This is a genomic window from Halalkalicoccus sp. CG83, assembly GCF_037081715.1.
Classification (GTDB): domain Archaea; phylum Halobacteriota; class Halobacteria; order Halobacteriales; family Halalkalicoccaceae; genus Halalkalicoccus; species Halalkalicoccus ordinarius.
On sequence record NZ_JAZDDH010000001.1, the window covers coordinates 173,843 to 198,259 of the forward strand.

Here is a 24,417-nt window from a genome sequence, read left to right on the forward strand (position 1 = left end):
GTCGTCGTCCCGAGCGTCGCCGGTCAGGACCTCGTAGAGGGCCGCGAGCCGTTCGCTCATGCCCGAGAGGTCGTCGCCGAAGAAACTCACATCAGCCACCCCACGATCCGGACGCCGACCAGCAGGAAGAGCACGCCGAAGACGTCGCCGAGCGTGGTGACGATCGGACCGACGAGGTTGTCGGGGTCGAGTCCCCGTCGATAGCCGACGAACACGACGGTCACGAGAACCGAGAGCATGAGGAGCGCGCTCAGAAAGCCCGCGATGAGCATGATGCCGACCAGCTGGAGCAGGCTTCCCCCCTCCCCGAACGCCAGGAGGACGAGGAAGGCCACGACCGCGATGAACACCGAGACCGTCATTCCGTTGATGAAGGAGGCGAGGATGGCGTGGGCCACCCGCTCGTCGAGCTCGAACCGGGGTTCGATCACCCCCTGATAGAGGCCGCTCGAGAGGCGCGCACCCAACGAGCCGTAGACGCCGCCGCGGGTCGCGAGAAACGCCGGCAGCAACAGGAGCAGGCCGGGGACGCTCTGGATGCCCGCCCGCATCGACTCGCTGCCGAGGATGGTCCCCGCGAACAGGCCGGCGACGAGGCTGACGACGATGGCCGGAAGCGCGCCGCGATAGATCTCCCGCGCCGAATCGTGGGTCGCCATTCTCGTTCGCTACGACTCGACGTCGCTACAAAAACCGCTCGGGAGCCGAGCCGGTCGGGTCGTCCAGGGCGATCGCCAGAGAGATTCCTGGTCTCCGGTGGATCCACCCACGCTTAAGTCGATTCGCGGGCTCCCCATCGTATGGACTACGCGCTGGCGATCGAAGGGGCCCCCGAGACGATTCCGGGCGGGACCGGCGTCCTGCTGTTGCATCCGAGCACGGGTGAGACCGACCGGATCGACACCGAGTTCCTCGCGACCGACACCGACCGGTTCCTGGTGATCTCCACGCGAACCACCGCCCGCGAGGTCAGACAGAAACTCGAGTACTACGACGTCGACGAGTCGTGCGCGGAGATCCTCGATACGCTCTCGGTCGAGCGGGGCTACGGCCGACGAAGCGGCGAGAACATCCACTACGTCTCCGCCCCCCACGACCTGAACGGGATCCTCGAGCAGACGCGCAGCTTTCTCGAGGCCCACGACGGTAAGACCAGGTTGACGGTCGACTCGGTCACCGAGCTCATCTACTACGCCGACGAGGACGACGTCTACGACGCGATGGTCGAACTGCTCTCGCTGCTCGAGGAGTACGACGCGGTCGGGCTGTTCCACCTCTCGGCGGAGGTCCACGACGAGGAGACCGTCGAGCGCTTCCGTGAGCTGTTCGCGGGCGTCGTCGACCTGGACGCCGACGGCGAGGTCACTTGCGAGTTCTGATCGATCGGGCGTCGACCGGTCGACTCAGTCGAACAGTCCCTCGAACGTCCGTTCGGCCCACCGGATCGCGAACTCCGCGCCGTGTTCGCGGTAGGCGTAGGTGTCGAGCGCGCCGAACGGAGCGGGCAGATCGAGGCCGTGTTTGATCGCCCCGCAGGCGAACTCGGTCGCCTCGAGGAAGTCGAGTTCGTCGTTCGCGACCAGGGCCGACAGCTCCGAGAGACGCGGCTCGAGGCGCCGGCCCGCGTCGGTCCACGCCTCGTGGAGTTCGGGCTCCTCCTCCTCCCAGTCCGCGAACACCTCGCGGGTGTGCAGCCCCCGCCATCCGGCGTAGAGGGCGCTCGCCATCTGGTAGGTGCCGTTGCCCTGCAGCGGGAGGACGCGATCGAGGTCGGGGTAGCGCTCGCCGAAGAACCCGAGGAACTGTTCGGGAAGCCCGAGTCCGACCTCGACCAGCGCCTCCGCGATCAGGAACTCGACGAACGCCTCGGGAACTCCTTGAACGCGGGCCTTCACGAGGCAGATCGGCGGCTCGGTCTGGGTCGTCCACGCGACGCTCCCCGCACCGGGCGTCCCGACGACGAGGTCGCTTCCCGCGTACCGCCGGAGGACCTTCGGCGCCGAGTCGGGTAGCCACTCGTCGGGGTAACTCGTCGGGGAGAGCGAGTCGGTCAGCAGCGCGAGGTCGTCGAGCGCCTCCGCGGGAAGGGTGTCGAAGTCGCTCGCACAGTCGAGTACGACCGTCTCGGGGGCGTGGCGTTCGCGCACGCGCTCGAGCGGCGGAGAGAGCGCTCGCTCGTCGAACATCTACACGATCCCGAGGGCGTACACCGCGACGAGAACGGTCGACAGGACTACCGAGATGGCGATCGTTCCCACGACGATCCGCGTGGCCTGGCTCATACCCCGAGCGAGGACGTGGGGACGCTTAAATGGTCACCATCCGCCGTCGCGGATCATCCGGGTACGACCGTCGTTTCGTGTGGAGCTACACTACCGACGGGGGAACGGACGGGTGTGTTCCGGATGGTTGCAGGCGAAACGAAGGGGTCGGGGCTGGCACGGCGTCAGCGTTCCCGGCCCCGCCGGAACGACTCGGGCACCTCGATGACGTACCGGCCGTTCTCCTGGAGGGCGATGATGAACTCCTCGCGCTTGTAGAGCTCCATCAGGTTGAGTTCGTACTGGCCGTGGTCGACGATCTTGATGCTCTCGAACTGGTCGTTGAGCTCCTCGCGGAGCCGCGAGAGGTCGGTGGCGTCGTCCGGTTCGGGTTCCGACTCCTCCGGAGATGTCTCCCGCGAGGGCAGTTCGGCGCTGTCGACGACCGACGATCGAGCGTCGGCCTGGGCGCGGTCCTCGGCCCCGCGGTCGGTGAACACCGATCCCTCGGCGTCGGAGGGCTCGGGGGTCGGTTCGGGGTCTTCGATCTCGGCCGACTCGGTTCCGGCCTCGGCGTTCGCCCTCTCGGGGAGGAACTGGAACTTGTTGCCGCCACACTCCGGACAGCCCGAGAGCATCTCCTTCGAGCCGTCGGGGAAGACGTGTTCACACTCGGTGCACTGGTGGGGCATTACTGCCGGGAGACGAGCGCGCTGATCAGCGTCTCGTCCTTATGGAGCGTCTCGATCTGGTTGGCAGGTCCGATCACGGTGAGCTTCGCGTTCGACTCCTTGCCCATGAGCCGGCCGAGCAGCCCGCCGTTGTTGCTCTGGGACTTGGGGTAGGTCTCGATCTCGATGCCGTTGAAGCCGTCCGGGTTGATCTCGCTCATCGTCACCTCGATGAGCCTGGACTCCTCGTCGGGCGAGAGCCCCTCCTCGAGGATCACGATGTTGCCGTCGTGGACCCCGTCGAGGATCATCCGGATCTTCTCCATGCTTGTGAGGTTCTCCATCCGCTCGCCGCTGATGAGGTCGATCTGCACGCCGTCGCCGCCCGGTCCTGTTATCTCTGGCATCGGATCACCCGAAGTACTCCGCGATCTTGTCGTACACTTCGTCCATGTTCTCGCCCTCGAGCGCCGAGAGCGGGATCGTCTCGTGCTGCGGGAAGGCGTTCTCGATGCGCTGGACGCTCGACTCATCCAGGTCGATCTTGTTCGCGAAGATCAACACGGGCAGGTCCTGGCTCTCGATGATCCCGACCAGCATCGTGTTGACCTGCGTAAAGGGGTCCTCCGTCGAGTCCAGAACGTAGATGACGCCGTCGACGTCCTCGCGAAGCCAGTGCATCGCCTCCGCGACGCCCTCGGTCGCCTCCCGCGATCGGCGGATGGCGTCCTCCTCCTCCATCTCGTAGTCGAGGAACTCGTTGTAGTCGACCTTCGTCGTCACGCCGGGCGTGTCGACGATGTCGATCGAGACCGACTTGCCGTTTCGTTTGATCTCGACGTTCTCCTTTCGGCGGGCGCGCCGGGTCTCGTGGGGAACGTGGCTCTCGGGGCCGACCGCGTCGCCGGTCCAGTCGCGAGCGATCCGGTTCGCGAGCGTCGTCTTCCCGGCGTTCGGGGGGCCGTAGATGCCGATCCGTTTCTGTGTATCGGTAGCGAAGAGGCGGTCCGCCGCGCGTGAGATACTATCTTTGATGTCTGTGAACAGTCCCATCCATTTCCTCCGGCGCCCGTCTCGGGCGCATCCATGCGCGTAGACGAATAGCCAGGATTACTTAATGCCTGCGGCAGACGGACGGCTGCTCGCCGTCGTCTCGGACGGGGGACGAGGGTGACGACCCGGAAGGATCCGGGTCCGCCACCCCCACCCCTTCGTTTCGAGTGGAGACCGACGAGGGACGGCCCCCGACCGAAGAACGGGATCGTTCCGGCGGAAACCTCCTTCTAGAGAAGAAGGAACCCGGTCCGAACCGTATCCTGTTACTGTACTACGGATCTGGTTGTGTCGGTATCTACTTAGGTGTTTCCCCACCTAGATCGGACTCGCGGGGACCCTCTCGAACGGTTCCACCCGAAACGAAGGGGTGGGGGTGTTCCCATCTCACTCGTCGCTTCGGCGGTTCCGTCTCGTCGGAGAAAATGTAATAGTCTCGAGAACTCTCCGGCGTTTCGAGTCGGTAGAGACAGTTTTAAGACCCTCACCGACCTTGGGTTCGTCTGCATCATCTGCGCTCGATCCCTGACCGATTACCGGGGAAACATACGGTACAGACCGTCTAACCCGGGATTTCCGACCGTGCGCATCGAATTCCACTCGAAACGATGGGGTTCGATGGGGGCGTCCGATCACGAACCATGACCGCGAACGACTCACCACCCGAGAACCCCCCGACTGACGACCCGTCGGACCGGGAGTTCGCCGTCGACGTCGAGGACGTCCTCGAGGACGAGAAGACGAGCTCACAGGGACTGTTCGACGATCTACTCAGCGGCGAACCGATCTTCGAGAACAAGGAGGTGCTCCGACCCTCGTACACGCCCGACGAGCTCCCCCATCGCTCGGACCAGATCAACAAGATGGCGACGATCCTCGTCGCCGCCCTCCGGGGGGAGACGCCCTCGAACATCCTCATCTACGGGAAGACCGGGACGGGAAAGACCGCGAGCGCGAAGTTCGTCAGCCAGGAGCTCGAGGGCACCTCGAGGAAGTACGACGTCCCCTGCGAGGTCGAGTACATCAACTGCGAGGTGACCGACACCCAGTACCGGGTGCTCGCCCAGCTCGCGAACAAGTTCATCGAGGAGAACGAGGAACACGTCGAGCGCCGACTCGCCGACCTCGCCGACCTCCGCGAGGCCGTCGAGGACGGATCGACCGCACCCGAGGCGACTCCCTTCGCCGACGTCGAGGGGATCGATCGACGCATCGAGGAGCTCGAGGCCGAGGGCGAGGAGATGGAGCCGGTGCCGATGACTGGCTGGCCGACCGACCGCGTCTACCAGGAGTTCTTCGACGCGGTCGACTACCGCGAGCGCGTGGTCGTGATCATGCTCGACGAGATCGACAAGCTCGTCGAGAAGAGCGGCGACGACACCCTTTATAACCTCTCGCGGATGAACTCCGAGCTCAGCAATTCGAGAGTGTCGATCATCGGCATCTCGAACGATCTGAAGTTCACCGACTTCCTCGACCCCCGGGTGAAATCGAGCCTCGGCGAGGAGGAGATCGTCTTCCCGCCGTACGACGCCAACCAGCTCCGGGACATCCTCCAACACCGCGCGGACATCGCGTTCGAGCCCGCGGCGCTGACCGACGACGTCATCCCGCTGTGTGCCGCGTTCGCAGCCCAGGAACACGGCGATGCACGCCGTGCGCTCGACCTGCTCCGGACCGCGGGCGAGCTCGCGGAACGGAGTCAGGCCGAACGCGTCGACGAGAGCCACGTCCGCAAGGCCCAGGACAAGATCGAGCTCGACCGCGTCGTCGAGGTGGTCCGCACGCTGCCGACCCAGTCGAAGCTCGTGCTGTTCTCGATCATCTTACTCGAGAAGAACGGCGTCGACAACATCAACACCGGCGAGGTGTTCAACATCTACAAGCGCCTCTGCGAGGAGATCGACGCCGACGTGCTCACCCAACGGCGCGTCACCGACCTGATCAGCGAGCTCGACATGCTGGGGATCGTCAACGCGATCGTCGTCTCGAAGGGCCGGTACGGCAGAACGAAGGAGATCAGCCTCTCGGTACCGACGGAGGAGACCGAAGCCGTGCTTCTCGCGGACTCGCGCCTCAGCGACATCGAGGAGATCCAGCCGTTCGTCCAGGCCCGCTTCGACAACTAGACGCACGTCCCCCTGCCCGCCCTTCGAGGACCCGCGTTCCGTGACCGCGGCGGCTGCTATGGCGAGGTTCGGCTCCATCGCCGAGAGACGTGACACGGGCTCTTCCGGCCCGGTTTTGCGGCGTTCAGACCGAAGTGCTGCCTTCCTCTCGGCGCGTCTATTCGACCTCGACGCTGATCTCGTCTCGGCGGAGGAACGGCAGCGTCCCGGAGCCCTCGTAGCCCATGGAGAACGGCTCGCCCGTGCTCCGGACGGCCGCGCGTCCGATCGACGAGAGCAGTCGATCGGTCTCGCGCTCGATCCGCCCGTCGGTCGGCCACCAGGAGAACCGCCGGACCGCGAGCGGGGGTTCGGGAACCGCGGCGAGTCGGTCAGACGGTCGGACTGATCCGGTCTGCGGGTGGGTTCGCCCCCGTCGACGTCGTCGGCGGTTCCGCCGTCCGGAGCTCCGTTGCGGGTTCTATCGTCATCCCCGGGCCCGTGACGATGGCGAGCTCCGCGAGCTGGAGCCGGACCCAGCCGAGCCACGGCACGCGGATCTCGGCGGTGCCGATCACCCATTCGGTCTTCACGGGACCGCTCAGCCCGCGGGCCTGGTCGTAGCGCTCGTTCGTCACCTCGTTGTCACCCTTGGTGATGAAGCCCTCGTTGGGCGCGGGGCAGTTCCTGAGCTCCTCGCAGTTCTCGGCGCTGCCCACGTGGTCCGGGTCAGCCTTGTCGTACCAGTTCTCCCCCTCGTCGACCCAGAAGTGTGCCCGGTGGATGATCGGCACCTGTCGGTCGCTGCCGTTGGGCTCGAAGACGATCACGTCGCCGGGGCCGTTGAACTTCTCGTAGCCCGTCTCGCTCCCGGTCTCGGCGGTGACGACGCCCGTGTCGGCGTGGGCGTCGTCGTTCACGAACCGGTCGTTGTCCGTGATGAAGACCAGGTCGTTGGCCTTCATGTTCGGCTCCATGCTGCCGCTCTCAATGGCGACCATCGGCGGCCAGATGCCGCTGACCGAGAACAGCAACAGTCCCACCAGGAGCACCGCGCCGGCACTGATGAGGAACTCGCGGAGGACCGCCGCGCCGCCGCGCTCGACCGTCCAGAACCAGCCCAGCCAGCCCCGAACCGTTCGGGGGCGCTCGCGTTCGTCCGTTCGTGTATCGCGTCGCGACGATCCGCCGTCGCCCGAGCGCGGCCGGTCGTCGCCGGAGGAACTCATTGGCGTCCATAGCGCGGGTTCGACTTTCAACCTTCTGGGTTTTCGGCACGCTTTTGACCGCACCCGCCGAAGGGTGGTGCCGTGTCGAGAACTACGGACGGGCGGATCGTCAGCGAACTCGCGGCCCGGGGCTACAACGCCGACCGCGAGGCGATCACGCTGCTCGCCGGTGCGTCCGACCCCGACGCGGCGATCGAGCGCGCGGTCGAGGCCGCCCCGGCCGACGCGCTCAAACTCACCGGCGAGCACGTCCGGTCGCTGCTCGAGGCCGACTCCCGCGAGGACCTCCGGGACCCCTCCGTTTCGACTGGAGATCTACCGGACAGATCGGCCGACGGCGGCGCAGTAGCTCCAGTCGAAACGACGGGGGAACGCGAGCCGACCGATCCGGACCGCCGGTGGATCGAGATCGCCGGCGACATTACCGGCCGAAGCACCGGTACGGGGGAGTACGGCGACTTCGTCGACGTCTTCCGCGACCGCTACGAGCGACTCGCGGGGAAGCTCCGTCGCCGGGTGAACCACCGACCCGCGAGCGCCGTCCAGGGGATGACCGGCGGGAGCGATGCGGAGATGATCGGGATGGTCAACGACGTCCGATCGACCGCGAGCGGCCACTGGCTGGTCGAACTCGAGGACACCACCGGCGTCTTCCCCTGTCTCGTGTTGAAGGACCGCGACATCGCCCCGCTGGTCGAGGAGCTGGTCTACGACGAGGTGATCGCGGTCCGGGGCACGCTCGCGGACGACGCGGGCATCCTGTTCACCGACGAGATCTTCTTCCCGGACGTCCCGCATACGTTCGAGCCCTCGACCGCCGATCGCCACGTCCAGGCCGCGCTGATCTCGGACGTCCACGTCGGCAGCCAGGAGTTCGCCGCCGACGCCTGGAGCCGCTTCGCCGACTGGCTCCACACCGCGGAGGCCCAGCACGTCGAGTACCTCCTGATCGCGGGCGACATGGTCGAGGGCGTCGGGATCTACCCCGATCAGGACGAGGAGCTCTCGATCGTCGACATCTACGAGCAGTACGAGGCGTTCGCCGAACACCTGAAGGAGGTACCCGGCGACCTCGAGATCGTGATGATCCCCGGCAACCACGACGCCGTTCGGCTCGCCGAGCCACAGCCGGGGTTCGACGAGGAGCTCCGGGGGATCATGAGCGCACACGATGCACGGATCACGGGCAACCCCTCGCTGGTGACGATCGAGGGCGTCTCCGTGCTCATGTACCACGGGATGAGCCTCGACGAGATCATCGCCGAGCTCCCCGCGGAGAAGGCGAGCTACGACGAGCCCCACAAGGCGATGTACCAGCTGTTGAAGAAGCGCCACGTCGCGCCCAAGTACGGCGGGAAGCTGCGGGTCGCCCCCGAGGAACGCGACTACCTCGTCATCGACGAGGTGCCCGACGTCTTCCACACGGGCCACGTCCACAAGCTCGGCTTCGGCACCTACCACAACGTGGTCTCGATCAACAGCGGCTGCTGGCAGGAGCAGACGGCGTTCCAGCGCAGCGTCAACATCGACCCCGACGTGGGCTACGCGCCGATCGTCGACCTCGACACCCTCGAGGTCACGGCGAGGAAGTTCACCTGAACGCGAAACTCGTCCCCCTTCAAACGGACTCCTCCCAATGAGTGGGAATGAATAGGATTATCTGCGCTCTATGGCTACCACGGTCTATGAGCATGACACGCACGGTCGAGGTCGAGGTGGACGCATGCGCGTCGTAGCGAAGTTCGGCGGCACCAGTCTGGGAAGCGGCGACCGGATCAACCGGGCGGCGGACTCGATCGCCGACGCGGTCGAGCAGGGCCACGAGATCGCCGTCGTCGCGAGCGCGATGGGTAACACCACCGACGACCTGCTCGGCGAGATCACCTTCGAGACCGACGAGGCCGACCGCGCGGAGATCGTCAGCATGGGCGAGCGCACCTCCGTCCGGATGCTGAAGGCCGCGCTCGCCTCCCGCGGCGTGGAGGCGGCGTTCCTCGAACCCGGCAGCGAGGGGTGGCCGATCGTCACCGACGAGTACGGCGAGGTCGACGTCGAGGAGACCCGACGCCGGGCACGCGAACTCGCAGACCGGCTCGACGGGGTCGTTCCCGTCATCACCGGCTTCCTCGCCGAGACGGTCGACGGCACCGTCACGACGCTCGGACGTGGCGGCAGCGACACCACCGCGGTGATGCTCGGCAAGTACATGAGCGCCGACGAGGTCGTGATCGTCACCGACGTCGAGGGCGTGATGACCGGCGATCCCTCCGTCGTGGAGGGGGCGCGCAACGTCGCGAAGATCTCGGTCGACGAGCTTCGAAACCTCTCCTTCCGAGGCGCGGAGGTCGTCGCCCCGAGCGCGCTCTCCTATAAGGACGACCGCATGGACGTCAGAGTCGTCCACTACCAGCACGGCGACCTCCTCACCGGCGGAACGAGCATCGAGGGGGAGTTCGACAACCTCGTCGACATGCGCGACCAGCCGCTCTCGTGTATCACCATCGCGGGACGTGCGATCCGCAACCGGCCGGGGATCCTCGCGGACCTCTCGACCCCGCTCGCGGCGGAGGGGATCAACCTCGACGCGGTCGCGAGCGGGATGGACTCGGTCACGTTCTACGTCGACACCGAGGCCGCCGAGGAGGCAGAAGCCATCCTCCACGAGTCGGTGATCGACGACGAGTCGCTCTCGAGCGTCACCCTCGAGGGCGACTTCGCCGTCGTTCGCGTGACCGGCGGCGACTTCCCCACCCAGTCGGGGATCGTCCAGGACGTCGTCGTGCCGCTGGCCGAACGGGGCGTCGCCGTTCACGACCTGATCACCAGCGCGACGAGCGTCGCCGTCTTCGTTCCGTGGGACGACCGCGAGCACACCCTCGAGACCATCCAGAGCGTCTTCTAACGCCCCTCGTAGAGCCGGCTCGCGATCCGCCGCGGCAATCCCGCTTGACCGACGGCCTCGGCGACCGCGTCGACGTCGTACTCCACGCGGCGCTGCTCGATCTCGCCCGCGTCGAGATCCGCGACCGCGTACGCCGCCCGGGGGTCGCCGTCGCGGGGCTGGCCGACGCTTCCGGGGTTGCAGACGATCCCCTCCTCGAACGTCTCGTGTCCCTGGATATGGGTGTGTCCGAGCACGAGCAGTTCCTCCTCTGCGAGCATGCTCGAGGCGAACTCCTCGGGGTAGGTGTAGTGGTCGGGGTCGTCGGGGTGGCCGTGGACGAGCTTCACCCGCCCGTCGAGCATCGTCCGCTCGTCGGGGAGCGAGGAGAGCCACTCCAACTGCTCCTCGTCGAGTTCCCGACGAGCGTGTTCGACCCCCGCGCGGGCCATCGAGTTGAACCGGAAGGCGGTGTCCTCGGCGACCGCACGGTCGTGGTTGCCCATCACGGTCGGGATCTCGCGTTCGCGGACGGCCTCGACGCACTCTCCGGGCCAGGGGTTGTAACCGACGACGTCGCCCGCACACGCCATCGCGTCGACCGGGGGCATGTCCTCGAGGACGGCTTCGAGCGCGATCCGGTTCGAGTGAACGTCGGAGACGAGACCAACGCGCATACCCCTCGTAGGGGGAACGGGTCCTTCAGTCCTATCGTGGCTGCGTTCGGTCCTCGCCGTTCTCGATCGCCCGCTCGAAGCCGCCGTCGACGCGGGCGACCCCCGCCGCGCAGACGGCGTGTTCGAACTCGCTCTCGTAGACCTCGCTCGCGGCCGTCTCCGCTCCGGTAGCGTCGAGTCCGAACGGCTCGGGCGAGTCGCGCTCGTAGGTCGCCACCAGCGTTGGCTCGGAAACGCGCTCGACCAGCAGGGCGTCCCGGCGGACGATACCTATGAGAGCGCCGTCGTCGTCCATCACGCCCGCGATCCGCGGCGTGTCGTAGTCGTCCTTCTCGTAGTCGAGCGCGAGCAGGCTCTCCGCGAGCGCGTCGCGCGCGGGGTAGCCCAGTTCGAGCTTCTCGGCTATGGGATCGACGTGCGAGCCGTTGCCGAGCACCGCTCCTCGATCCGTGAACCGTACGCAGTTGTACGAGACGTAGGGGTTGTCGGTCTCCTCCGCGTCGGCGGTGGGGACGACGGTGAGCCGGTCGTCCCGTTCGATCACCTGCCGGTTCGGAAACGAGCGCGAGGAGACGCGATACGCGCTGACCTCGGGGCCGATCACGACGAAGCGTCCGACGTACATACACGGGAGTGCATAGCTCGCGAGCAAGTAGATGTCGATCCATGCACGCCCTTCCAGAACACTGTGAGTCCGTATCGGGGCGGAGCGAACGCGCAACGCTTACAAACGCCGGGTGAGTAGGGAGGAGTACAGTCCCATGGGGTAGTGGCCAATCCTGAAGCCTTCTGGGGGCTTCGACACAGGTTCGAATCCTGTTGGGACTACTCGAACTTTTCCCGTCGTTGCCGAGAACAGCAGTAGCTTTGCCTCACTTCTGGTCGGCTACCGTACGATTCGACGATATCCTGAAGGAGGGATTCTTCGCCTGGGTTCGGACGGCTGGTGACGAGTTCCGGTATCGTACTGCGATATTCCGCTATGGGAAAGACGGTTATTCCCAGATTCAAACCGGATTTGACCCCCTCCACTGATCGAGTGCGGTAGTTCTCACGCCAGTCCTGTATTCGTCCGCCATCCGTAGCGATCGCGCCGCTCTGATAGGAGTGGATGTCATCGGTAATGATCCCGCGAGAAAACTTATATCTAATTACATATTCTCTCGAGCATGGTATCGTACGGAACTGTTACTACTCAACCGATCTCACAGCAACGGCAGGTGACTCCGTGACGTGGCAGGAAGGCGTCTTTCTCGTTGGCGGCCTCTGCTCCGTCGTTATCCTCGCACCGACCCTCCGAAACGGTGATTCTCGCGTCCCGAGAACGACGAGTCTCCCGATCGCCATCCGGAGCATCATCTACACCCTGACGTTCTATACGCTCAATATGCCGTTCTCAGCCATTGGAGCTGCGCTTGGGACGGCAATGTGGGTGCTTATCTGTACGTTCCGGGCCCCCTCCGATCCCCCTGCCCCGTCTAGAGGCCGAACCTTCTGGCACGAGATCCGTTCCGCGTCGAGGGCAGTCCCGTTCTTGAGAGGAGTTCGATGATGCTGTAGGATCGATACCCGGACGTTCACGTTCACCACTGATGCGAAGCAGAAACCGGCCGAGGGCAGAGCCGTAGCTACTCCGAGATCCCGTAGATGTCGCCGCTCCAGTCGCGTGCGGGCGTGTCGTAGACCGGCTGGTCCCGATCCCGTTCGTCGAGACGTTCGCGGTCGCTCTCCTCGAGCTCCCAGTCGAACAGCTCGAAGTTCTCGCGGACGTGCTCGGGCGAGGAGGACTTCGGCACCGTGACGACGTCGTTCTCGAGGGCCCACCGGAGGACGATCTGTGCGGGGGTCTTCCCGTACTCGTCGGCGAGTTCCCCGACGACCTCGTCCTCGAAGACCTCCGCGCGGGCGAGCGGCGCGGCGGCCTCGACGACCACGTCCGTCTCCCGGCAGTACTCCACGAGCTCCGGGCGCTGGAACCAGGGGTGGAACTCGATCTGGTTGACCGCGATCGGGACGTTCGAGACGTGGTGGGCGGCGCTCAGCTGGTAGGCGCTGAAGTTCGAGACGCCCACGTTGCGGACCAGCCCCCGTTCGTGGAGCCGCTCCATCGCGTGGAGCGTCTCGCGAAGCGAGATCGCGGGGTTGGGCCAGTGGATCAGGTACAGGTCCAGGTAGTCGGTGCCGAGGCGATCGAGCGAGGCCTCGCACGCCTCGATGACGTCCTCGTAGCCCAGGTTCGAGGGGAGCACCTTCGAGGTGAGAAACAGCTCCTCGCGGTCGTGTTCGCCGAGCACGTCGCCGATCTCGCTCTCGTTCATGTATCCCTCGGCGGTGTCGACGTGGGTGTAGCCGGCCTCGAGGGCGGCACGGACGGCCTCCCGGACGGTGTCGCCCTCGATGTCCCAGGTGCCGACGCCCACGGCGGGCATCTCGTCTCCGCTCGGCAGTTCGACGGATGGTACGGTCATGGAGTCCCGTAGATCGCCATCGTCGACGTGCTTAACTCTTGACGTCGGGATTCCAGTAGGACCGGCGTCGCTCGCGAGGGTCGCCCGGTCGCCGGTTCCGATCGCCGAGAGACCGTGTGTCGGACTCACGCGACAACGCGGACCGCGGAACCGTTATCCGCGTCGGGGCTCTCCTCTCAGAAGCTATGGCGAAAGGCAAGGTCGACTTCTTCAACGACACTGGCGGCTACGGTTTCATCGAGACTGAGGACGCGGACGAGGACGTCTTCTTCCACATGGAGGACGTCGGCGGTCCGGACCTCGAGGAGGGACAGGAAGTGGAGTTCGACATCGAACAGGCCCCCAAGGGCCCCCGGGCGACCAACGTCACCCGCCTCTGAGGCGCGACGGACCCCCGGCGAAGCACGTTCACACGGATTTTTGGCGTCGATCGGACCGACGGAGCCGTCGCTATCGCGGTGGCTCCGGTCCGCCGTCGGGACCGGTCCCCAGGTTTGACTCCTCGCACCGGTTCGCCAACCCGGCATCGGAATCGGGACCCCGCTGTGGAGCCGTCACGCCGATCCGGCTCGCCGCGTTCCCCGTTCGGTGATCGTCCGTGGTGAGGACCGATCCCCGACGAACCTCTCAGTAGACGTGAAAAAACGGACGAACGTCACGTATACGAGGTTTTTTTAATCCACTCTAGTTACGAATACTAAGGAGGACGAAATGGGGACGATCATCGCCGAGGTACGGTTTTCGCACCCGCGGATGCATCTCCATCACACCATCTCCTCGCTCGAGGACGTAGTGCTTCGGCCCGACCTCCCCCTCCACACCGAGAGCGATCGACCGACCGTCTTCACGACCATCGAGATCGAACCCACCGTCGACTGGGAGACGGTCGAACGCGTGCTCTCCGAGGACGAGACGGTCCGGAACGCGCGTGTGATGACCGACTCGAGCGGGATGCGGATCTACCGGATCGACTTCGACCAGTCGACCATCGAGGACTTCCCGACGAAGGCGACCGACATGGGGATCCACCTCCTGGAACTCTGGAACGAGGACGCCGCCTGGGCCGCCCGACTCCGCGCCGTCGATCAGTCGTACCTCTCGGAGTTCGGAAGCTACTGCGAGAGGGTCGGTGCGGAACTGGCGATCAAGCGCCTCTACCGATCCGACTCCGCCGAGGTGATGAACACGGCGCTCTCCACTACGATCCTCACCGAGGCACAGTGGGAGGCGATGTTCGAGGCGTTCGATGCGGGCTACTTCGACGACCCACGATCCGCGTCGCTCGCCGAGGTGGGCGAACGGCTCGGGATCTCCGCCTCCGCCGCGGGCCGACGGATCCGCCGGGGAACCGCGACGCTGATCGAACACCTCGCGACGACCGACGCACGGGGCCGCTCGCGGCGGTAGTATATAAACGGCGCAACGTATGAACGGATACGACCAACATCATAGGCTGCCATTCGTTGCCATGGAAAACACGACTACCCCCGAAGGGGTCTCGACACGGCACGAGGGTTCGGAACCCATCACGGAGACGGTGCTCCGGACGGTGGCCGAACGCCAGGGATGCAGCCAGCTCGAGCTCCCGCTTCTGTACGAGTCCATCGATCCCGACGCTCTGAACGCGCTGTTCGCGGGTTCAGAAGCCCCGTCCGCCGCTGGCTCGGTCGTCGTCGAGTTCGAGTACGCGGACTACGTCGTCCGCGTCGCCGAGCCCGGAATCGTCGAACTGCGCCCCGTCTGCTCCTCCTCCCAGCCCTTCGCCGAGCCGACCCACGCGGATTGAGTACCCCATTCATCGCGTAATCCGAGGACCCGATCGAGCCGGAGGTCCGGTCGAGTCCTTTCGGCTCGGTCTCTCGAGTCCCCGCATTCCGACCGGATCACACCCCACCAACCCTTATCCCGAGCCGAGAGAAACCGTAGCACATGGGAGACGTCTTCGTAGGTCGACTCATGTCCTCGCCCGTCCGAACGGTCACCGCCGAGACGCCCATCCAGGAGGCCGCACGGAAGATGAGCGAGAACGGCATCGGTTCGGTGATCGTCGTGAGCGAGGGCAACGATCTCGAAGGGATCCTCACCGCCACCGACTTCGTCCGCCTCGGCGCGGACGACCGACGCGCGTCCGACACGCCGGTCTCCGAATACATGAGCACCGACGTCGTCACCACCGCCGCCAACGACGACATCCGCGACGTCGCGGACCTGATGATCGACCACGGCTTTCACCACGTCCCGGTCGTCGACGAGACCGAGGGCGTCGTCGGCATCGTCACGACGACCGACCTCACCGCCTACCTCTCGCACGTCGAAACGCCGAGTCCGGAGTAGCCCGGCGCTCGGCCCGGAATAGACGGACGATACGTTCACACGACGCCGACCACGGGCGGACGACGCCATCGATCGAACCGCCTTGTGGTCGCCTGCAGGTCGCTTATCAGTCTCACACCCTAACCTACGCCCATGGAAACGCCCCACGAGCTACGAACCGTCGACGAGCAGGACGGATCGGTTCGAACCCGAACGTACGACGATGGCAGCGTCATCGTCGCGGATTTCGGGGCCGACGCCGGCGATCTCTCGATCGACGTCGTCGGCGATACGGCGATCGTCGTCGCCGACGACCGCCAGGTCGAGTTCGAACTTCCCGAGGGTGCGGACGAGATCTCGGTGAACAACGGCGTGCTCACGATCGAGGAGTAACCCGGCTCGAACGCCGGTTCTCGACGGACGGACGATCGTGCCGCGTCCTCCTCTCGCCGCCCCCGTCCTCCGATGGCCCGGGCCGTTACGCCTTCGCTGTTCTCGATCCTGCCTCCGATCCGATGACAACGAACTGGTCGGCGGAACGAATGCAGGACCTCTCGGGGGCGACGATCGTCGTCACCGGCGCGAACACCGGTCTCGGTCTCGAGGCGACCCGCGCGTTCGCCCGGAAGGGTGCCCACGTCGTCATGGCCTGTCGAAGCGAACGCCGCGGCAGGGAGACGAGGGACGGGATCCGAGCCGCCCTCCCGAGCGCCTCGCTGTCGGTCCACGAGTGAGACCTCACGGACCTCGACTCCGTTCGAGCGTTCGCGGCGGAGTTCTCGCGAACCTACCCCTCGCTGCACGTCCTCTGTAACAACGCCGGCGTGATGGCGCTTCCCCGCAGCGAGACCGCCGACGGCTTCGAGACGCAGTTCGGCGTCAACCACCTCGGTCACTTCGCGCTGACGGGCCTGCTGTTCGACGACCTCGTCGGCACCGGCGGCGAGACCCGCGTCGTCACCCAGAGCAGCGGGCTTCACGAGCGCGGCGAGATCGACTTCGACGACCTCCACGGCGAGGAGCACTACGACGAGTGGGAGGCCTACGCCCAGTCGAAGCTCGCGAACCTACTGTTCGCCTACGAGCTCGCGCGCCGGACACGTATCGCCGACCTCGACGTGAAGAGCGTCGCCTGTCACCCCGGCTGGGCCGCCACGGACCTCCAGCGCCGGGGGCCGGAGATGACGGACTCGACGCTCCGGCTGTGGGCGATGCACGCCGCGAACGCGCTGTTCGCCCGGAGCGCCGAACGCGGCGCGCTCCCCCTGCTGTACGCGGCGACCGCGCCCGACGTCGAGGACGGCGACTACGTCGGTCCGAGCGGCCTCATGCAGTCGCGCGGCCCCCCGGAGCAACAGCGCTCGCACGACCGGTCGTACGACCCCGAACGCGCCGCGCGCCTCTGGGAGCACTCCGAGAAGCTCACCGGCGTCCGGTTCGGGCTCGACTCCACCCACTGAGTCCGCGACTCCCGTCGGGGTTCCGTGCCTTACGACGGACTACCTCTCGTACTCCCCGACCTCCACCAGCTGTTTGCCGACGTTCTCGCCCTCGAACAGTCCGATGAACGCCGACGGCGCGTTCTCGAACCCCTCGGTGATCGTCTCCTCGTACTCGATCGTCCCCTCGTTCACCCACCGTGCCAGTCGCTCGTTGGCCTCGTCATAGCGTCCCTCGAAGTCGCCTACGAGCAGCCCCTCGACGCGGGCGCGCGTCTCGATGAGCCTCCCCAGCTTTCGCGGCCCGGTCGGGCGCTGCTGGGCGTTGTAGAGCGAGATCTGCCCGCAGATAGCCACCCGCCCGCGGACGTTCAGCCGGTCGAAGACGGCGTCGGTGATCTCGCCGCCCACGTTGTCGTAGTAGACGTCCACTCCGTCGGGACAGGCCTCGTCCAGTCCCTCGGGGACGCTCTCATCGCGGTAGTCGATTCCGGCGTCGAACCCTAGCTCGTCGGTCAGCCACTCGATCTTCTCCTCGGAGCCGGCGATTCCGACGACGCGGGCGCCCGAAAGCTTCCCGAGCTGGCCGACCACCGAGCCCACCGCGCCGGCGGCACCCGAGACGACCATCGTATCGCCCGGTTCGGGTTCCGCGACGTCCAACGTGCCGAAGTACGCCGTGCGCCCGGGCATGCCGAGAACCCCGAGCGCGGTCGATATCGGCGCCAGCTCCGGGTCGACGTGGGTCAACTGGCTTCCCTTCGCGGTCGCGTACTCCGCCCAGTAGAGGTTGCCGAAGGCGACGTCACCGGCCTCGAACTCGGGGTGGTTGGATTCGACTACCTCGCCCACGACTCCGGCGCGCATGACGTCGCCGGCCTCCCAGGGCTCGGCGTACGACTCGGCGTCGCGCATCCGCCCACGCATGTAGGGGTCGACCGAGAGGTAGACCGTCCGCACGAGCACCTCGTCGGGCCCCGGTTCGGGGACCTCCCCCTCCTCGAGTTCGAACTCCTCCTCGGTCGGCTTCCCCTTCGGTCGACTCGCGAGCACCCACTGGCGATTCATATCGTTCACACCGGCCGTTCGGCTGCCGAACCGATGAGCGTTCGCCCCGTGGCGAGCCCCTCTCCTCGGATATGTCAGCGATAGGATAGTTACGGGGAACTAATAGGTAGCCCGCGTATCCGAGAGACATGGAGGGGACCGAACCGACCGACCGATCGACGCCGACACGACGCGGTTCGCACGGCCGACGGCTGTTCCTGCGGGCGCTCGGCGCCGCCGGAGTCGGCATCGCCGTCGGACCGTCGAGCGTCGCGGCCCGCGACTCGCCGACCGAGATCGATGGCTGTACGACGATCACCGAACCCGGCGAGTACGTGCTCACCGAGGACGTCTCGCCGACGACGGCCGACGGCTACGGCTGTATCGACGTCCGGGCCGACGACGTCGTCCTCGACGGACGGGGACACGTGATCGACGGCACCGGCGCGGCCGACGAGGGGGACCGTGCGCGCCTCGCCGGCATCGCCGTCAACCCCGAGGGGACGTTCGAACCGGACGCCCGCCCCGTCGAGAACGTCACGGTTCGGAACCTGACCGCCACCGGCTTCGCGACCGGGATCCGGTACGAGAGCGTCGACGGCGGGCGGATCGCGGGGGTCGAGACGCCGGACGACGGCGTCGGCATCGCCCTCCTGTTCGGCGCTCGTGGAATCACGATCGAGGACAGCGTCCTCTCGGAGTCGGGGGCGGGCGTGGACCTGTTCGGCGATCCGGACGTCTACGGCGGCCCGAGCGGCGTCACCCTCGTACACAACGACGTCGAGGACAACGAGGTAGGGATCCGGCTCGGACACGAGGCGACCGACAACGCGATCGAACGCAACCGGATCGTCGACAACGGAACCGGCGCCGTCCAGGGGGTCTTCGCCCGCGACAACGTCTTCCGGGGGAACGCCATCTGTGCCAACGAGTCCGGCATCCGGAACGTCGACGAGTTCGCGAGCGACGTGCTCGGCGAGGAGGCGGGCGACGGCCGCTTCGAGGACGTCCTCGATGCGACCGCGAACTACTGGGGCGCGTCCGACGGACCGTCGAGCCACGGCGAGCCTGCCGAGCCGTTCGTCGACCCCGTGACGGGCGCCCCTGCCGACGGCGCGGGAGATACGGTCTCCGAGTCGCTCGATCCGGGCGTCGCGAACGTCCGATTCGACCCGTTCCTCAAGACGTATCCCGAGGACGCCGGCGTGGACGGTGCGTGATCAGCCCTCAACGTCATTCCGTTCGCCCACCCGCATCTCCATCCCGTTCGCGGGGTGCATCGTCAGCGACGCCCGCAGGTCAATCGGGCCGTTGCCGACCCGCTCCAGCCGGTAGTTCCGCCCGATCGTTCCGAGGATCAGCGTCGCCTCGAGCAGCGAGAACTGCCGGCCGATACAGCTGCGCGAGCCCCCGCCGAACGGGAAGTACGCGAACCGCGGACGCTCGGCGGCGCGCTCGGGCAGCCAGCGGTCCGGGTCGAACCGCTCGGGCTCGTCGTACCAGCGCGGGTCGCGGTGGACGCCCCACTGGGGGAGCATGAACAGCGACCCCGCGGGAAGCTCGTAGCCCGCCAGCTCGACGGACTCCGTGCTCTCGCGGAACATCGTGTAGACGGGCGGGTAGAGCCGCATCGCCTCGGTCAGCACCCGACCGACGTACTCGAGCCTCCGCGTGTCGGCGGCCGTCGGCGGTTCGCCCCCGAGCAGTTCGTCGATCTCCTCGTGGAACCGCCGTTCGATCTCGGGGTGTTCCGAGAGCAGATACCAGGTGTAGGTCAGCGACAGCGCCGTCGTGTCGTGGCCCGCGAGCAGCATCGTCATCAGCTCGTCGCGAACCTGTCGTTCGGTGATCGCGCCGCTTCGCTCGGCCTGCAGGAGGATCGAGAGCAGGTCGTCCTCGCCGAGGTCGCCGCTGCGCTCGCGAACGATCTCGTCGATCACCGCCTCGAGCTCCCGGATCGACGCCCGGTACGAGTTCCGCTCGCGGGTCGGCAGCCACTCGGGCGTCAGGAACCGAAGCGGGTCGGGCTCGAATCGCCGGCCCAGCGGCTCGAGGTTCTCCTGGACCCGCCGGGTTCGCTCCTCACCGAGGTCGGTACCGAACATCGCCTCGACGATGATCCCGACGGTGAGCCGGGCCATCTCCAGTTCGACGTTCCGCCGGTCACCCTCCTCCCAGTCCGCGACCGCCCCTTGGGTGCGCTCGACCATCATCGACCCCATGCCGGCGAGCCGGCGCATGTCGAACGCCGGCTGGGAGAGCTCTCGCATCCGCCGCCAGGCGCTCCCCTCGCTCAACAGCAGGCCCTCGCCCAGTAGCTCGCCGAGTGCATCGGTCTGGAAGTCGGGCTTGCGGAACGAGCTCTCCTCGCGAACCAGCACTCGTTCGACGTCCCGGGGGTTCGTCAGCAGGTAGGTCTCGCGCGGTCCCAGCGTGAACCGCGCGGCGTCGCCGTAGGCGTCGCGAACGCCCTCGATGAACCGGAACGGATCGCGGGCGTAGTGATGCGTACTCCCGACTATCGGCAGGCCCTTCGGCCCCGGGGGATGCGTCGCCATGGCCGCCCTAGGGAGTCCGCCATGAATACCCTTCCCCGGCCATCGCGTCGAACCCTCGCGGCCGGCGCTCGCCGAGCGCCGATCAGAGCCCGCCCCCGCCGGTCATTCGGCGATGGGTACCCAACACCGCCTCCCGGAGCACCGGCATGCCGTCGTAGATCCACAGCAGGAACGCACAGCCCATTAGTCCTAGCTGGAAGAGCAGGTAGCCCGACGGCTCGCCTGCGGCGAGTTCGTAGGCGTAGGGGATGAAGAACTCGAGAAATCCGTCGATCAATCCCTGGGAGTACTCGCCTTTGGATCGCCGAACGGGCCAGAGGATCCGCTCCCATGCGAGGTCACCGTAATGAAAGTACGGCGAGATGACGTCGCTCGGGAGGTGGATCAGGTAGCTGACGGCGAAGGCGAGACCCGCGCGGCCGGCCCCGTAGCGCCGTGCGAGCACGCCCACGAGGATCGAGACCGGAACGGCGAAGAACACCGAGTGAGCGAGCGCGTACCCGCCCTCGAACACGCCGAACTGCCAGGCCAGCGGCTTGTCGATCAGGTCCGGAAGCAGCGACGCAAAGACCACGGCGAGCGTCTCCCGGCCCGTTGGCGACTGTCGGAAGAAGAGGTGACGGAACAACGAGTACGCCACGTATCCGACGATGACGTGTTCCCAGGGCCACATGTTTTCGTTCAAGTTGAACTACCGCCCGCACCGTTAATACCTTTCTGACTGAGGTTGTTAACTCGACGCATGGCCGTCGCGAATCAGTCAGGCGTTACAGGCTGTCCTGGTTGTCGACCAACTGGGAGGCGGTCACGACCTGGACGTCGCTCTGTTCGATGTAGTCGAGCAACTCCTCGAGCTGTTCGACGGTCATGTCGGCGAGGGGGTCGTCCTCGATCTCGTCCTCGGGAACGACGCCGTGAGCCAGCCCGACCGCGAGCTGGTTGTGCTCGGCTGCCAGGTCGATCAGATCGGTGAACCCGTCGTTGTGCATGTCGACCCGGGAGACGTGCATCGGATCGGTGAACGGAATCGCGGCCGGCATTCCGCCGAAGTACGAGCTGAGTTCGTGGAACTCACGGGTGATCTCCACGATCTCCTGATTGGTGTTGTGATACGGGACGAACATGTGGCGCGCGCCGTTCGGGAACCCGCGGTTGTCGAGGTACTCGTAGTTCGACTGAATCGCCGAACGGATCGCCTCCATGTCGTCCAGCGGCTGCTGGAATGCGTCGCCCTCGGGGTGCGAGGAGACGTCCCAGCCCGCGTCGCGCATCTCGCGGAGCTGGTCGATGTTGAGCCGCCCCTCGCGATTGAGCGAGTCGCTACTTACCGCGACGACGCCGGACATGTCCCGATCGTTGAGCCTCGAGAAGACGTTCTCGTACTGACTCGCGACGCCGTCGTCAAACGTCAGCATGACGTAGCCGTTCTCGGCCTTCGGCGTCGCCCGGAGATCGTCGACCCAGAAGCGGATGTCCGTCTCTTCGGGGGCATCGAGGCGGATGCGCATCTCCTGGACGTTCTCGAGATTGGGCTCGCCCCGCTGTCCGGTGATGCCGACGTCCATTCGCATCCAGCCCGTGTAGGTGCCGACGACCGTCTTCGTACCGCGGAGCATGTCGCTCTCGCCGGGCGCGAGCAGTTCGACCGTCACGCGGGCGGGACGGGGAGCATCGACCGCGAGCGCGAGCGAGAGGTTCCTATTCGCGACGTTGAGCCCCTCGGGGTACGCGCGGAACATCCCCGCGAAGGTACCCGATCCCTGTATGCGTGCGGACTGTGAGCCGACGAGTGCGTTCTCGGTGTCGCCGGCTACCTGTCCGTCCTCGATCGGGGTCCAGTCCTCCAGATTCTCGAAGTCGTCGACGAGTTCGCCCTTATCGAGCGCCGGGAACGGCACGCTCTGTCCGCTCCCGCTCTCGTTGCCGGTCTCGTTACCCTCGTCGTTACCGCTCTCGCTCTGGTTACCGTTGCCGTCCCCGTCTCCGTCGTCGCCGCCTGGAATCTGACCGCTACAACCGGCGAGCGCGAACGTTCCCGCGCCGACCGCCGTCAGAAACCGTCGTCGGTTCGTCGAGTCCTTCATCGTCCCGGTCTTCAGAACAGACGTCCTTTGTTATTCCGAAAGCAACCGAGTTAGTACCTTGTTAACCCTGATATTCCGTGAACGAGGATCGAGCGCTTCGTTCACATGCATCATTCGATGGTCGAACGGCGACCGACTCGGAATCCCATCACGTGAATACTGCCTCGTAGACGGCTCTGTTCTGGTGTAGCGGGAAAAACGGGATAAACGGTACGACTTCGTATGCGTTCACCGCCGGATTCGGTCGACGGCCGAGTTCGACGCCCGCTCGTCGTCCCCGGACGTCACCGGCAGGTCACGGGCGATCGGTGACGTCCTCGTCGGCGGGGTTCGACGCGCCGAACTCGCGGACGATCTCGTCGATCCGGTCGGGATCGTCGTGGCCCACGAGCGGCGTCTCGACGGTTCGGGAGGGCTCCTCGACCCCCAGTCGATCGGCGACGTGATCGCCGACGGCCTCGGCCATGCGTCGATAGGTCGTCAGCTTCCCGCCGACGATGGTCGAGAGGCCGATGACGCCGTCACGGGCGTCGTGATCGAGCAGGTAGAACCCCCGGGAGATCTGGCGGCCCTCGTAGCGTTCGCGATCCTCGGTGTAGAGCGGGCGCACCCCCCAGTAAACCCGGTCGATCCGGTCGGGATCGAGCCCCGAGAGCATGGTACTACACTCCTCGAACATCCGATCGATCTCGGCGTCGTCCGTCGAGAACTCGTCGGGATCCTCGACGTCGACACTGGTGGTCCCCAGTACGACCTGCCCGTCATGGGGGACGACGATATCGCCGTCGGCGGCCGGACGCGCCCGGTTCAACACGGTGTCGAGCCCCTCGAACTCGACGGCGACCATCACGCCGCTGGTGGGCGCCATCTCGATCTCGACGCCCGCGAGCGAGCCGAGTCGCCCGGCCCACGCGCCCGTCGCGTTGACCACGTGCTCGGCGTCGATCCGTCGCTCGTTCGATCCGTCGTCGACGACCGCCCCGACGACCCGGTCGTTCTCACGGACCACGTCGCGGACCTCGGTCTCGGGAAGCAGGCGCGCGCCGTGTTCGCGGGCGTCTGCGGCGTTGGCCGCCGTCAGTCGCGTGGGGTGGACGACGGCATCGGGGACCTCGAGCACGCGCTCGACGCCCTCGGCCAGGTCGGGTTCGTGACGGCGCGCCTCCTCGACGTCGACCGAGGAGGTCTCGATGCCGACCTCCTCGCAGGCCTCGCGCTTTCGCTCGAAGTAGTCGGGGTCGTCGTCGGCGGTCCGGAGGAAGTAGCCGCCGGTATCGGCGATGCAGTGGGGTGCGATCCGCTTCAGGATCCGGTTCTCGACGAGGCAGTCCCCGGCCCCCTCGGGGTCGTCGACCGCGTATCGCGCCCCGCTGTGGAGCAGGCCGTGCGATCGGCCGCTCGTTCCCCCCGCGAACCGACCGCGTTCGACCAGCGTCACGTCGACCCCGCGCATCGCGAGGTCCCGTGCGACGCCGGCGCCCGTCGCCCCGCCGCCGACCACGAGGACGGTCGTCTCCATACCCGTTTTCGGGAGGGAAGACACTTGAGGCTGTCCGGCGGAACCTCGTCCCCGAACTGGTCCGATCGTGGGCGTGTGACACAATCGCTATTGTGGTGGCGTACATAGC

At 66.4% G+C, this 24,417-nt stretch carries 25 protein-coding genes, 1 tRNA gene and 2 pseudogenes; 12 read left to right on the forward strand and 16 right to left on the reverse strand.

Translation table 11 applies throughout. The features are described from left to right. Positions 1–86: 86 nt before the first annotated feature. Positions 87–659 carry a magnesium transporter gene (locus V0Z78_RS00810; protein WP_336342719.1) on the reverse strand — a complete coding sequence of 191 codons (573 nt, stop codon included), beginning with the start codon at positions 657–659 and terminating at the stop codon, positions 87–89. A gap of 141 nt (positions 660–800) precedes the next feature. On the opposite strand from V0Z78_RS00810, the gene V0Z78_RS00815 reads away from it, so the two are divergent. Beyond that, positions 801–1,379 carry a DUF7090 family protein gene (locus tag V0Z78_RS00815; protein WP_336342720.1) on the forward strand — a complete coding sequence of 193 codons (579 nt, stop codon included), beginning with the start codon at positions 801–803 and terminating at the stop codon, positions 1,377–1,379. Between the two features lie 24 nt (positions 1,380–1,403). Here V0Z78_RS00815 and V0Z78_RS00820 read toward each other — a convergent pair whose 3' ends face one another. The 5 genes from V0Z78_RS00820 to V0Z78_RS00840 form a co-directional block, all read right to left on the reverse strand. Then, positions 1,404–2,186, reverse strand: coding sequence for a DUF7089 family protein (locus V0Z78_RS00820; RefSeq protein WP_336342721.1), 783 nt, complete (start codon positions 2,184–2,186; stop codon positions 1,404–1,406). After that, positions 2,187–2,282 carry an adenosine deaminase gene (locus V0Z78_RS00825; protein ID WP_336342722.1) on the reverse strand — a complete coding sequence of 32 codons (96 nt, stop codon included), beginning with the start codon at positions 2,280–2,282 and terminating at the stop codon, positions 2,187–2,189. A gap of 164 nt (positions 2,283–2,446) precedes the next feature. Then, on the reverse strand, positions 2,447–2,953 hold the full coding sequence (locus tag V0Z78_RS00830; protein ID WP_336342723.1) for a Zn-ribbon domain-containing protein: 507 nt from the start codon (positions 2,951–2,953) through the stop codon (positions 2,447–2,449). Next, positions 2,953–3,339, reverse strand: a complete 387-nt coding sequence (locus V0Z78_RS00835) for a DUF2073 domain-containing protein (protein ID WP_336342724.1) — start codon at positions 3,337–3,339, stop codon at positions 2,953–2,955. The genes V0Z78_RS00830 and V0Z78_RS00835 overlap by 1 nt, the downstream gene beginning before the upstream one ends. A 4-nt stretch (positions 3,340–3,343) precedes the next feature. Beyond that, positions 3,344–3,985: an Era-like GTP-binding protein gene (locus tag V0Z78_RS00840; RefSeq protein ID WP_336342725.1), complete on the reverse strand. Its 642-nt coding sequence runs from the start codon at positions 3,983–3,985 to the stop codon at positions 3,344–3,346. 572 nt (positions 3,986–4,557) lie between these two features. Between V0Z78_RS00840 and V0Z78_RS00845 the strand changes: the two genes are divergently transcribed. After that, entirely contained in the window at positions 4,558–6,114 is a 1,557-nt protein-coding gene (locus V0Z78_RS00845; protein ID WP_409338709.1) for a Cdc6/Cdc18 family protein, read from the forward strand. Positions 6,115–6,271: 157 nt separating this feature from the next. On the opposite strand, the pseudogene V0Z78_RS18930 reads toward V0Z78_RS00845, so the two are convergent. Both V0Z78_RS18930 and V0Z78_RS00850 read right to left on the reverse strand, forming a co-directional pair. Then, a pseudogene (locus V0Z78_RS18930) lies at positions 6,272–6,472 on the reverse strand (heme-binding protein); the annotation flags it as partial. A 13-nt stretch (positions 6,473–6,485) separates the two neighbouring features. After that, on the reverse strand, positions 6,486–7,322 hold the full coding sequence (locus tag V0Z78_RS00850) for a S26 family signal peptidase (RefSeq protein WP_336342727.1): 837 nt from the start codon (positions 7,320–7,322) through the stop codon (positions 6,486–6,488). Between the two features lie 81 nt (positions 7,323–7,403). On the opposite strand from V0Z78_RS00850, the gene V0Z78_RS00855 reads away from it, so the two are divergent. Continuing rightward, positions 7,404–8,921, forward strand: coding sequence for a DNA-directed DNA polymerase II small subunit (locus V0Z78_RS00855; protein ID WP_336342728.1), 1,518 nt, complete (start codon positions 7,404–7,406; stop codon positions 8,919–8,921). Between the two features lie 124 nt (positions 8,922–9,045). Then, a complete protein-coding gene (locus V0Z78_RS00860) occupies positions 9,046–10,224 on the forward strand; it encodes an aspartate kinase (protein WP_336342729.1) in 1,179 nt (392 codons plus the stop codon). Here the strand turns inward: V0Z78_RS00860 and V0Z78_RS00865 are convergent. Both V0Z78_RS00865 and V0Z78_RS00870 read right to left on the reverse strand, forming a co-directional pair. Then, a complete protein-coding gene (locus tag V0Z78_RS00865; protein WP_336342730.1) occupies positions 10,221–10,880 on the reverse strand; it encodes a metallophosphoesterase family protein in 660 nt (219 codons plus the stop codon). The genes V0Z78_RS00860 and V0Z78_RS00865 overlap by 4 nt on opposite strands. A 31-nt stretch (positions 10,881–10,911) precedes the next feature. Then, positions 10,912–11,505 carry an IMP cyclohydrolase gene (locus V0Z78_RS00870; RefSeq protein WP_336342731.1) on the reverse strand — a complete coding sequence of 198 codons (594 nt, stop codon included), beginning with the start codon at positions 11,503–11,505 and terminating at the stop codon, positions 10,912–10,914. A 130-nt stretch (positions 11,506–11,635) separates the two neighbouring features. On the opposite strand from V0Z78_RS00870, the gene V0Z78_RS00875 reads away from it, so the two are divergent. After that, positions 11,636–11,708 (forward strand) — tRNA-Gln (locus tag V0Z78_RS00875). An 800-nt stretch (positions 11,709–12,508) separates the two neighbouring features. Here the strand turns inward: V0Z78_RS00875 and V0Z78_RS00880 are convergent. Continuing rightward, complete coding sequence (locus V0Z78_RS00880; RefSeq protein WP_336342732.1) at positions 12,509–13,348, reverse strand: aldo/keto reductase; 840 nt, start codon at positions 13,346–13,348, stop codon at positions 12,509–12,511. 185 nt (positions 13,349–13,533) lie between these two features. On the opposite strand from V0Z78_RS00880, the gene V0Z78_RS00885 reads away from it, so the two are divergent. The 6 genes and pseudogenes from V0Z78_RS00885 to V0Z78_RS00910 all read left to right on the forward strand — a co-directional run bounded on the left by V0Z78_RS00885 (position 13,534) and on the right by V0Z78_RS00910 (position 17,121). Then, positions 13,534–13,728 carry a cold-shock protein gene (locus V0Z78_RS00885; protein WP_336342733.1) on the forward strand — a complete coding sequence of 65 codons (195 nt, stop codon included), beginning with the start codon at positions 13,534–13,536 and terminating at the stop codon, positions 13,726–13,728. A 331-nt stretch (positions 13,729–14,059) separates the two neighbouring features. Beyond that, positions 14,060–14,755 carry a helix-turn-helix domain-containing protein gene (locus tag V0Z78_RS00890; RefSeq protein ID WP_336342734.1) on the forward strand — a complete coding sequence of 232 codons (696 nt, stop codon included), beginning with the start codon at positions 14,060–14,062 and terminating at the stop codon, positions 14,753–14,755. A gap of 61 nt (positions 14,756–14,816) precedes the next feature. Beyond that, complete coding sequence (locus tag V0Z78_RS00895; RefSeq protein WP_336342735.1) at positions 14,817–15,134, forward strand: HalOD1 output domain-containing protein; 318 nt, start codon at positions 14,817–14,819, stop codon at positions 15,132–15,134. Between the two features lie 143 nt (positions 15,135–15,277). Continuing rightward, the gene (locus V0Z78_RS00900; protein ID WP_336342736.1) at positions 15,278–15,682 is read left to right on the forward strand and encodes a CBS domain-containing protein; all 405 of its coding nucleotides are present in this window, start codon (positions 15,278–15,280) and stop codon (positions 15,680–15,682) included. A 132-nt stretch (positions 15,683–15,814) separates the two neighbouring features. Continuing rightward, a complete protein-coding gene (locus tag V0Z78_RS00905) occupies positions 15,815–16,054 on the forward strand; it encodes a DUF7127 family protein (RefSeq protein ID WP_336342737.1) in 240 nt (79 codons plus the stop codon). 122 nt (positions 16,055–16,176) lie between these two features. Then, positions 16,177–17,121: pseudogene (locus V0Z78_RS00910) on the forward strand (oxidoreductase). Between the two features lie 39 nt (positions 17,122–17,160). On the opposite strand, the gene V0Z78_RS00915 reads toward V0Z78_RS00910, so the two are convergent. Then, positions 17,161–18,168, reverse strand: coding sequence for an NADP-dependent oxidoreductase (locus V0Z78_RS00915; protein ID WP_409338710.1), 1,008 nt, complete (start codon positions 18,166–18,168; stop codon positions 17,161–17,163). A 128-nt stretch (positions 18,169–18,296) separates the two neighbouring features. On the opposite strand from V0Z78_RS00915, the gene V0Z78_RS00920 reads away from it, so the two are divergent. Further along, a complete protein-coding gene (locus V0Z78_RS00920; protein ID WP_336342739.1) occupies positions 18,297–19,367 on the forward strand; it encodes a NosD domain-containing protein in 1,071 nt (356 codons plus the stop codon). Here the strand turns inward: V0Z78_RS00920 and V0Z78_RS00925 are convergent, their stop codons facing one another. The 4 genes from V0Z78_RS00925 to V0Z78_RS00940 form a co-directional block, all read right to left on the reverse strand. Further along, a complete protein-coding gene (locus V0Z78_RS00925; protein ID WP_336342740.1) occupies positions 19,368–20,705 on the reverse strand; it encodes a cytochrome P450 in 1,338 nt (445 codons plus the stop codon). 82 nt (positions 20,706–20,787) lie between these two features. Then, complete coding sequence (locus tag V0Z78_RS00930; RefSeq protein WP_409338711.1) at positions 20,788–21,378, reverse strand: metal-dependent hydrolase; 591 nt, start codon at positions 21,376–21,378, stop codon at positions 20,788–20,790. A 94-nt stretch (positions 21,379–21,472) separates the two neighbouring features. Then, positions 21,473–22,789, reverse strand: coding sequence for a polysaccharide deacetylase family protein (locus tag V0Z78_RS00935; protein ID WP_336342742.1), 1,317 nt, complete (start codon positions 22,787–22,789; stop codon positions 21,473–21,475). 295 nt (positions 22,790–23,084) lie between these two features. After that, positions 23,085–24,308 carry an FAD-dependent oxidoreductase gene (locus V0Z78_RS00940; protein ID WP_336342743.1) on the reverse strand — a complete coding sequence of 408 codons (1,224 nt, stop codon included), beginning with the start codon at positions 24,306–24,308 and terminating at the stop codon, positions 23,085–23,087. Between the last annotated feature and the right edge of the window lie 109 nt (positions 24,309–24,417).

Bases quoted from the DNA above. Each gene is read 5' to 3' on its own strand.
- V0Z78_RS00810 (WP_336342719.1), bottom strand. From the start codon at position 659: ATGGCGACCCACGATTCGGCGCGGGAGATCTATCGCGGCGCGCTTCCG.
- V0Z78_RS00815 (WP_336342720.1), top strand. From the start codon at position 801: ATGGACTACGCGCTGGCGATCGAAGGGGCCCCCGAGACGATTCCGGGC.
- V0Z78_RS00820 (WP_336342721.1), bottom strand. From the start codon at position 2,186: ATGTTCGACGAGCGAGCGCTCTCTCCGCCGCTCGAGCGCGTGCGCGAA.
- V0Z78_RS00825 (WP_336342722.1), bottom strand. From the start codon at position 2,282: ATGAGCCAGGCCACGCGGATCGTCGTGGGAACGATCGCCATCTCGGTA.
- V0Z78_RS00830 (WP_336342723.1), bottom strand. From the start codon at position 2,953: ATGCCCCACCAGTGCACCGAGTGTGAACACGTCTTCCCCGACGGCTCG.
- V0Z78_RS00835 (WP_336342724.1), bottom strand. From the start codon at position 3,339: ATGCCAGAGATAACAGGACCGGGCGGCGACGGCGTGCAGATCGACCTC.
- V0Z78_RS00840 (WP_336342725.1), bottom strand. From the start codon at position 3,985: ATGGGACTGTTCACAGACATCAAAGATAGTATCTCACGCGCGGCGGAC.
- V0Z78_RS00850 (WP_336342727.1), bottom strand. From the start codon at position 7,322: ATGAGTTCCTCCGGCGACGACCGGCCGCGCTCGGGCGACGGCGGATCG.
- V0Z78_RS00860 (WP_336342729.1), top strand. From the start codon at position 9,046: ATGCGCGTCGTAGCGAAGTTCGGCGGCACCAGTCTGGGAAGCGGCGAC.
- V0Z78_RS00865 (WP_336342730.1), bottom strand. From the start codon at position 10,880: ATGCGCGTTGGTCTCGTCTCCGACGTTCACTCGAACCGGATCGCGCTC.
- V0Z78_RS00870 (WP_336342731.1), bottom strand. From the start codon at position 11,505: ATGTACGTCGGACGCTTCGTCGTGATCGGCCCCGAGGTCAGCGCGTAT.
- V0Z78_RS00880 (WP_336342732.1), bottom strand. From the start codon at position 13,348: ATGACCGTACCATCCGTCGAACTGCCGAGCGGAGACGAGATGCCCGCC.
- V0Z78_RS00885 (WP_336342733.1), top strand. From the start codon at position 13,534: ATGGCGAAAGGCAAGGTCGACTTCTTCAACGACACTGGCGGCTACGGT.
- V0Z78_RS00890 (WP_336342734.1), top strand. From the start codon at position 14,060: ATGGGGACGATCATCGCCGAGGTACGGTTTTCGCACCCGCGGATGCAT.
- V0Z78_RS00895 (WP_336342735.1), top strand. From the start codon at position 14,817: ATGGAAAACACGACTACCCCCGAAGGGGTCTCGACACGGCACGAGGGT.
- V0Z78_RS00900 (WP_336342736.1), top strand. From the start codon at position 15,278: ATGGGAGACGTCTTCGTAGGTCGACTCATGTCCTCGCCCGTCCGAACG.
- V0Z78_RS00905 (WP_336342737.1), top strand. From the start codon at position 15,815: ATGGAAACGCCCCACGAGCTACGAACCGTCGACGAGCAGGACGGATCG.
- V0Z78_RS00915 (WP_409338710.1), bottom strand. From the start codon at position 18,168: ATGAATCGCCAGTGGGTGCTCGCGAGTCGACCGAAGGGGAAGCCGACC.
- V0Z78_RS00920 (WP_336342739.1), top strand. From the start codon at position 18,297: ATGGAGGGGACCGAACCGACCGACCGATCGACGCCGACACGACGCGGT.
- V0Z78_RS00925 (WP_336342740.1), bottom strand. From the start codon at position 20,705: ATGGCGACGCATCCCCCGGGGCCGAAGGGCCTGCCGATAGTCGGGAGT.
- V0Z78_RS00930 (WP_409338711.1), bottom strand. From the start codon at position 21,378: ATGTGGCCCTGGGAACACGTCATCGTCGGATACGTGGCGTACTCGTTG.
- V0Z78_RS00935 (WP_336342742.1), bottom strand. From the start codon at position 22,789: ATGAAGGACTCGACGAACCGACGACGGTTTCTGACGGCGGTCGGCGCG.
- V0Z78_RS00940 (WP_336342743.1), bottom strand. From the start codon at position 24,308: ATGGAGACGACCGTCCTCGTGGTCGGCGGCGGGGCGACGGGCGCCGGC.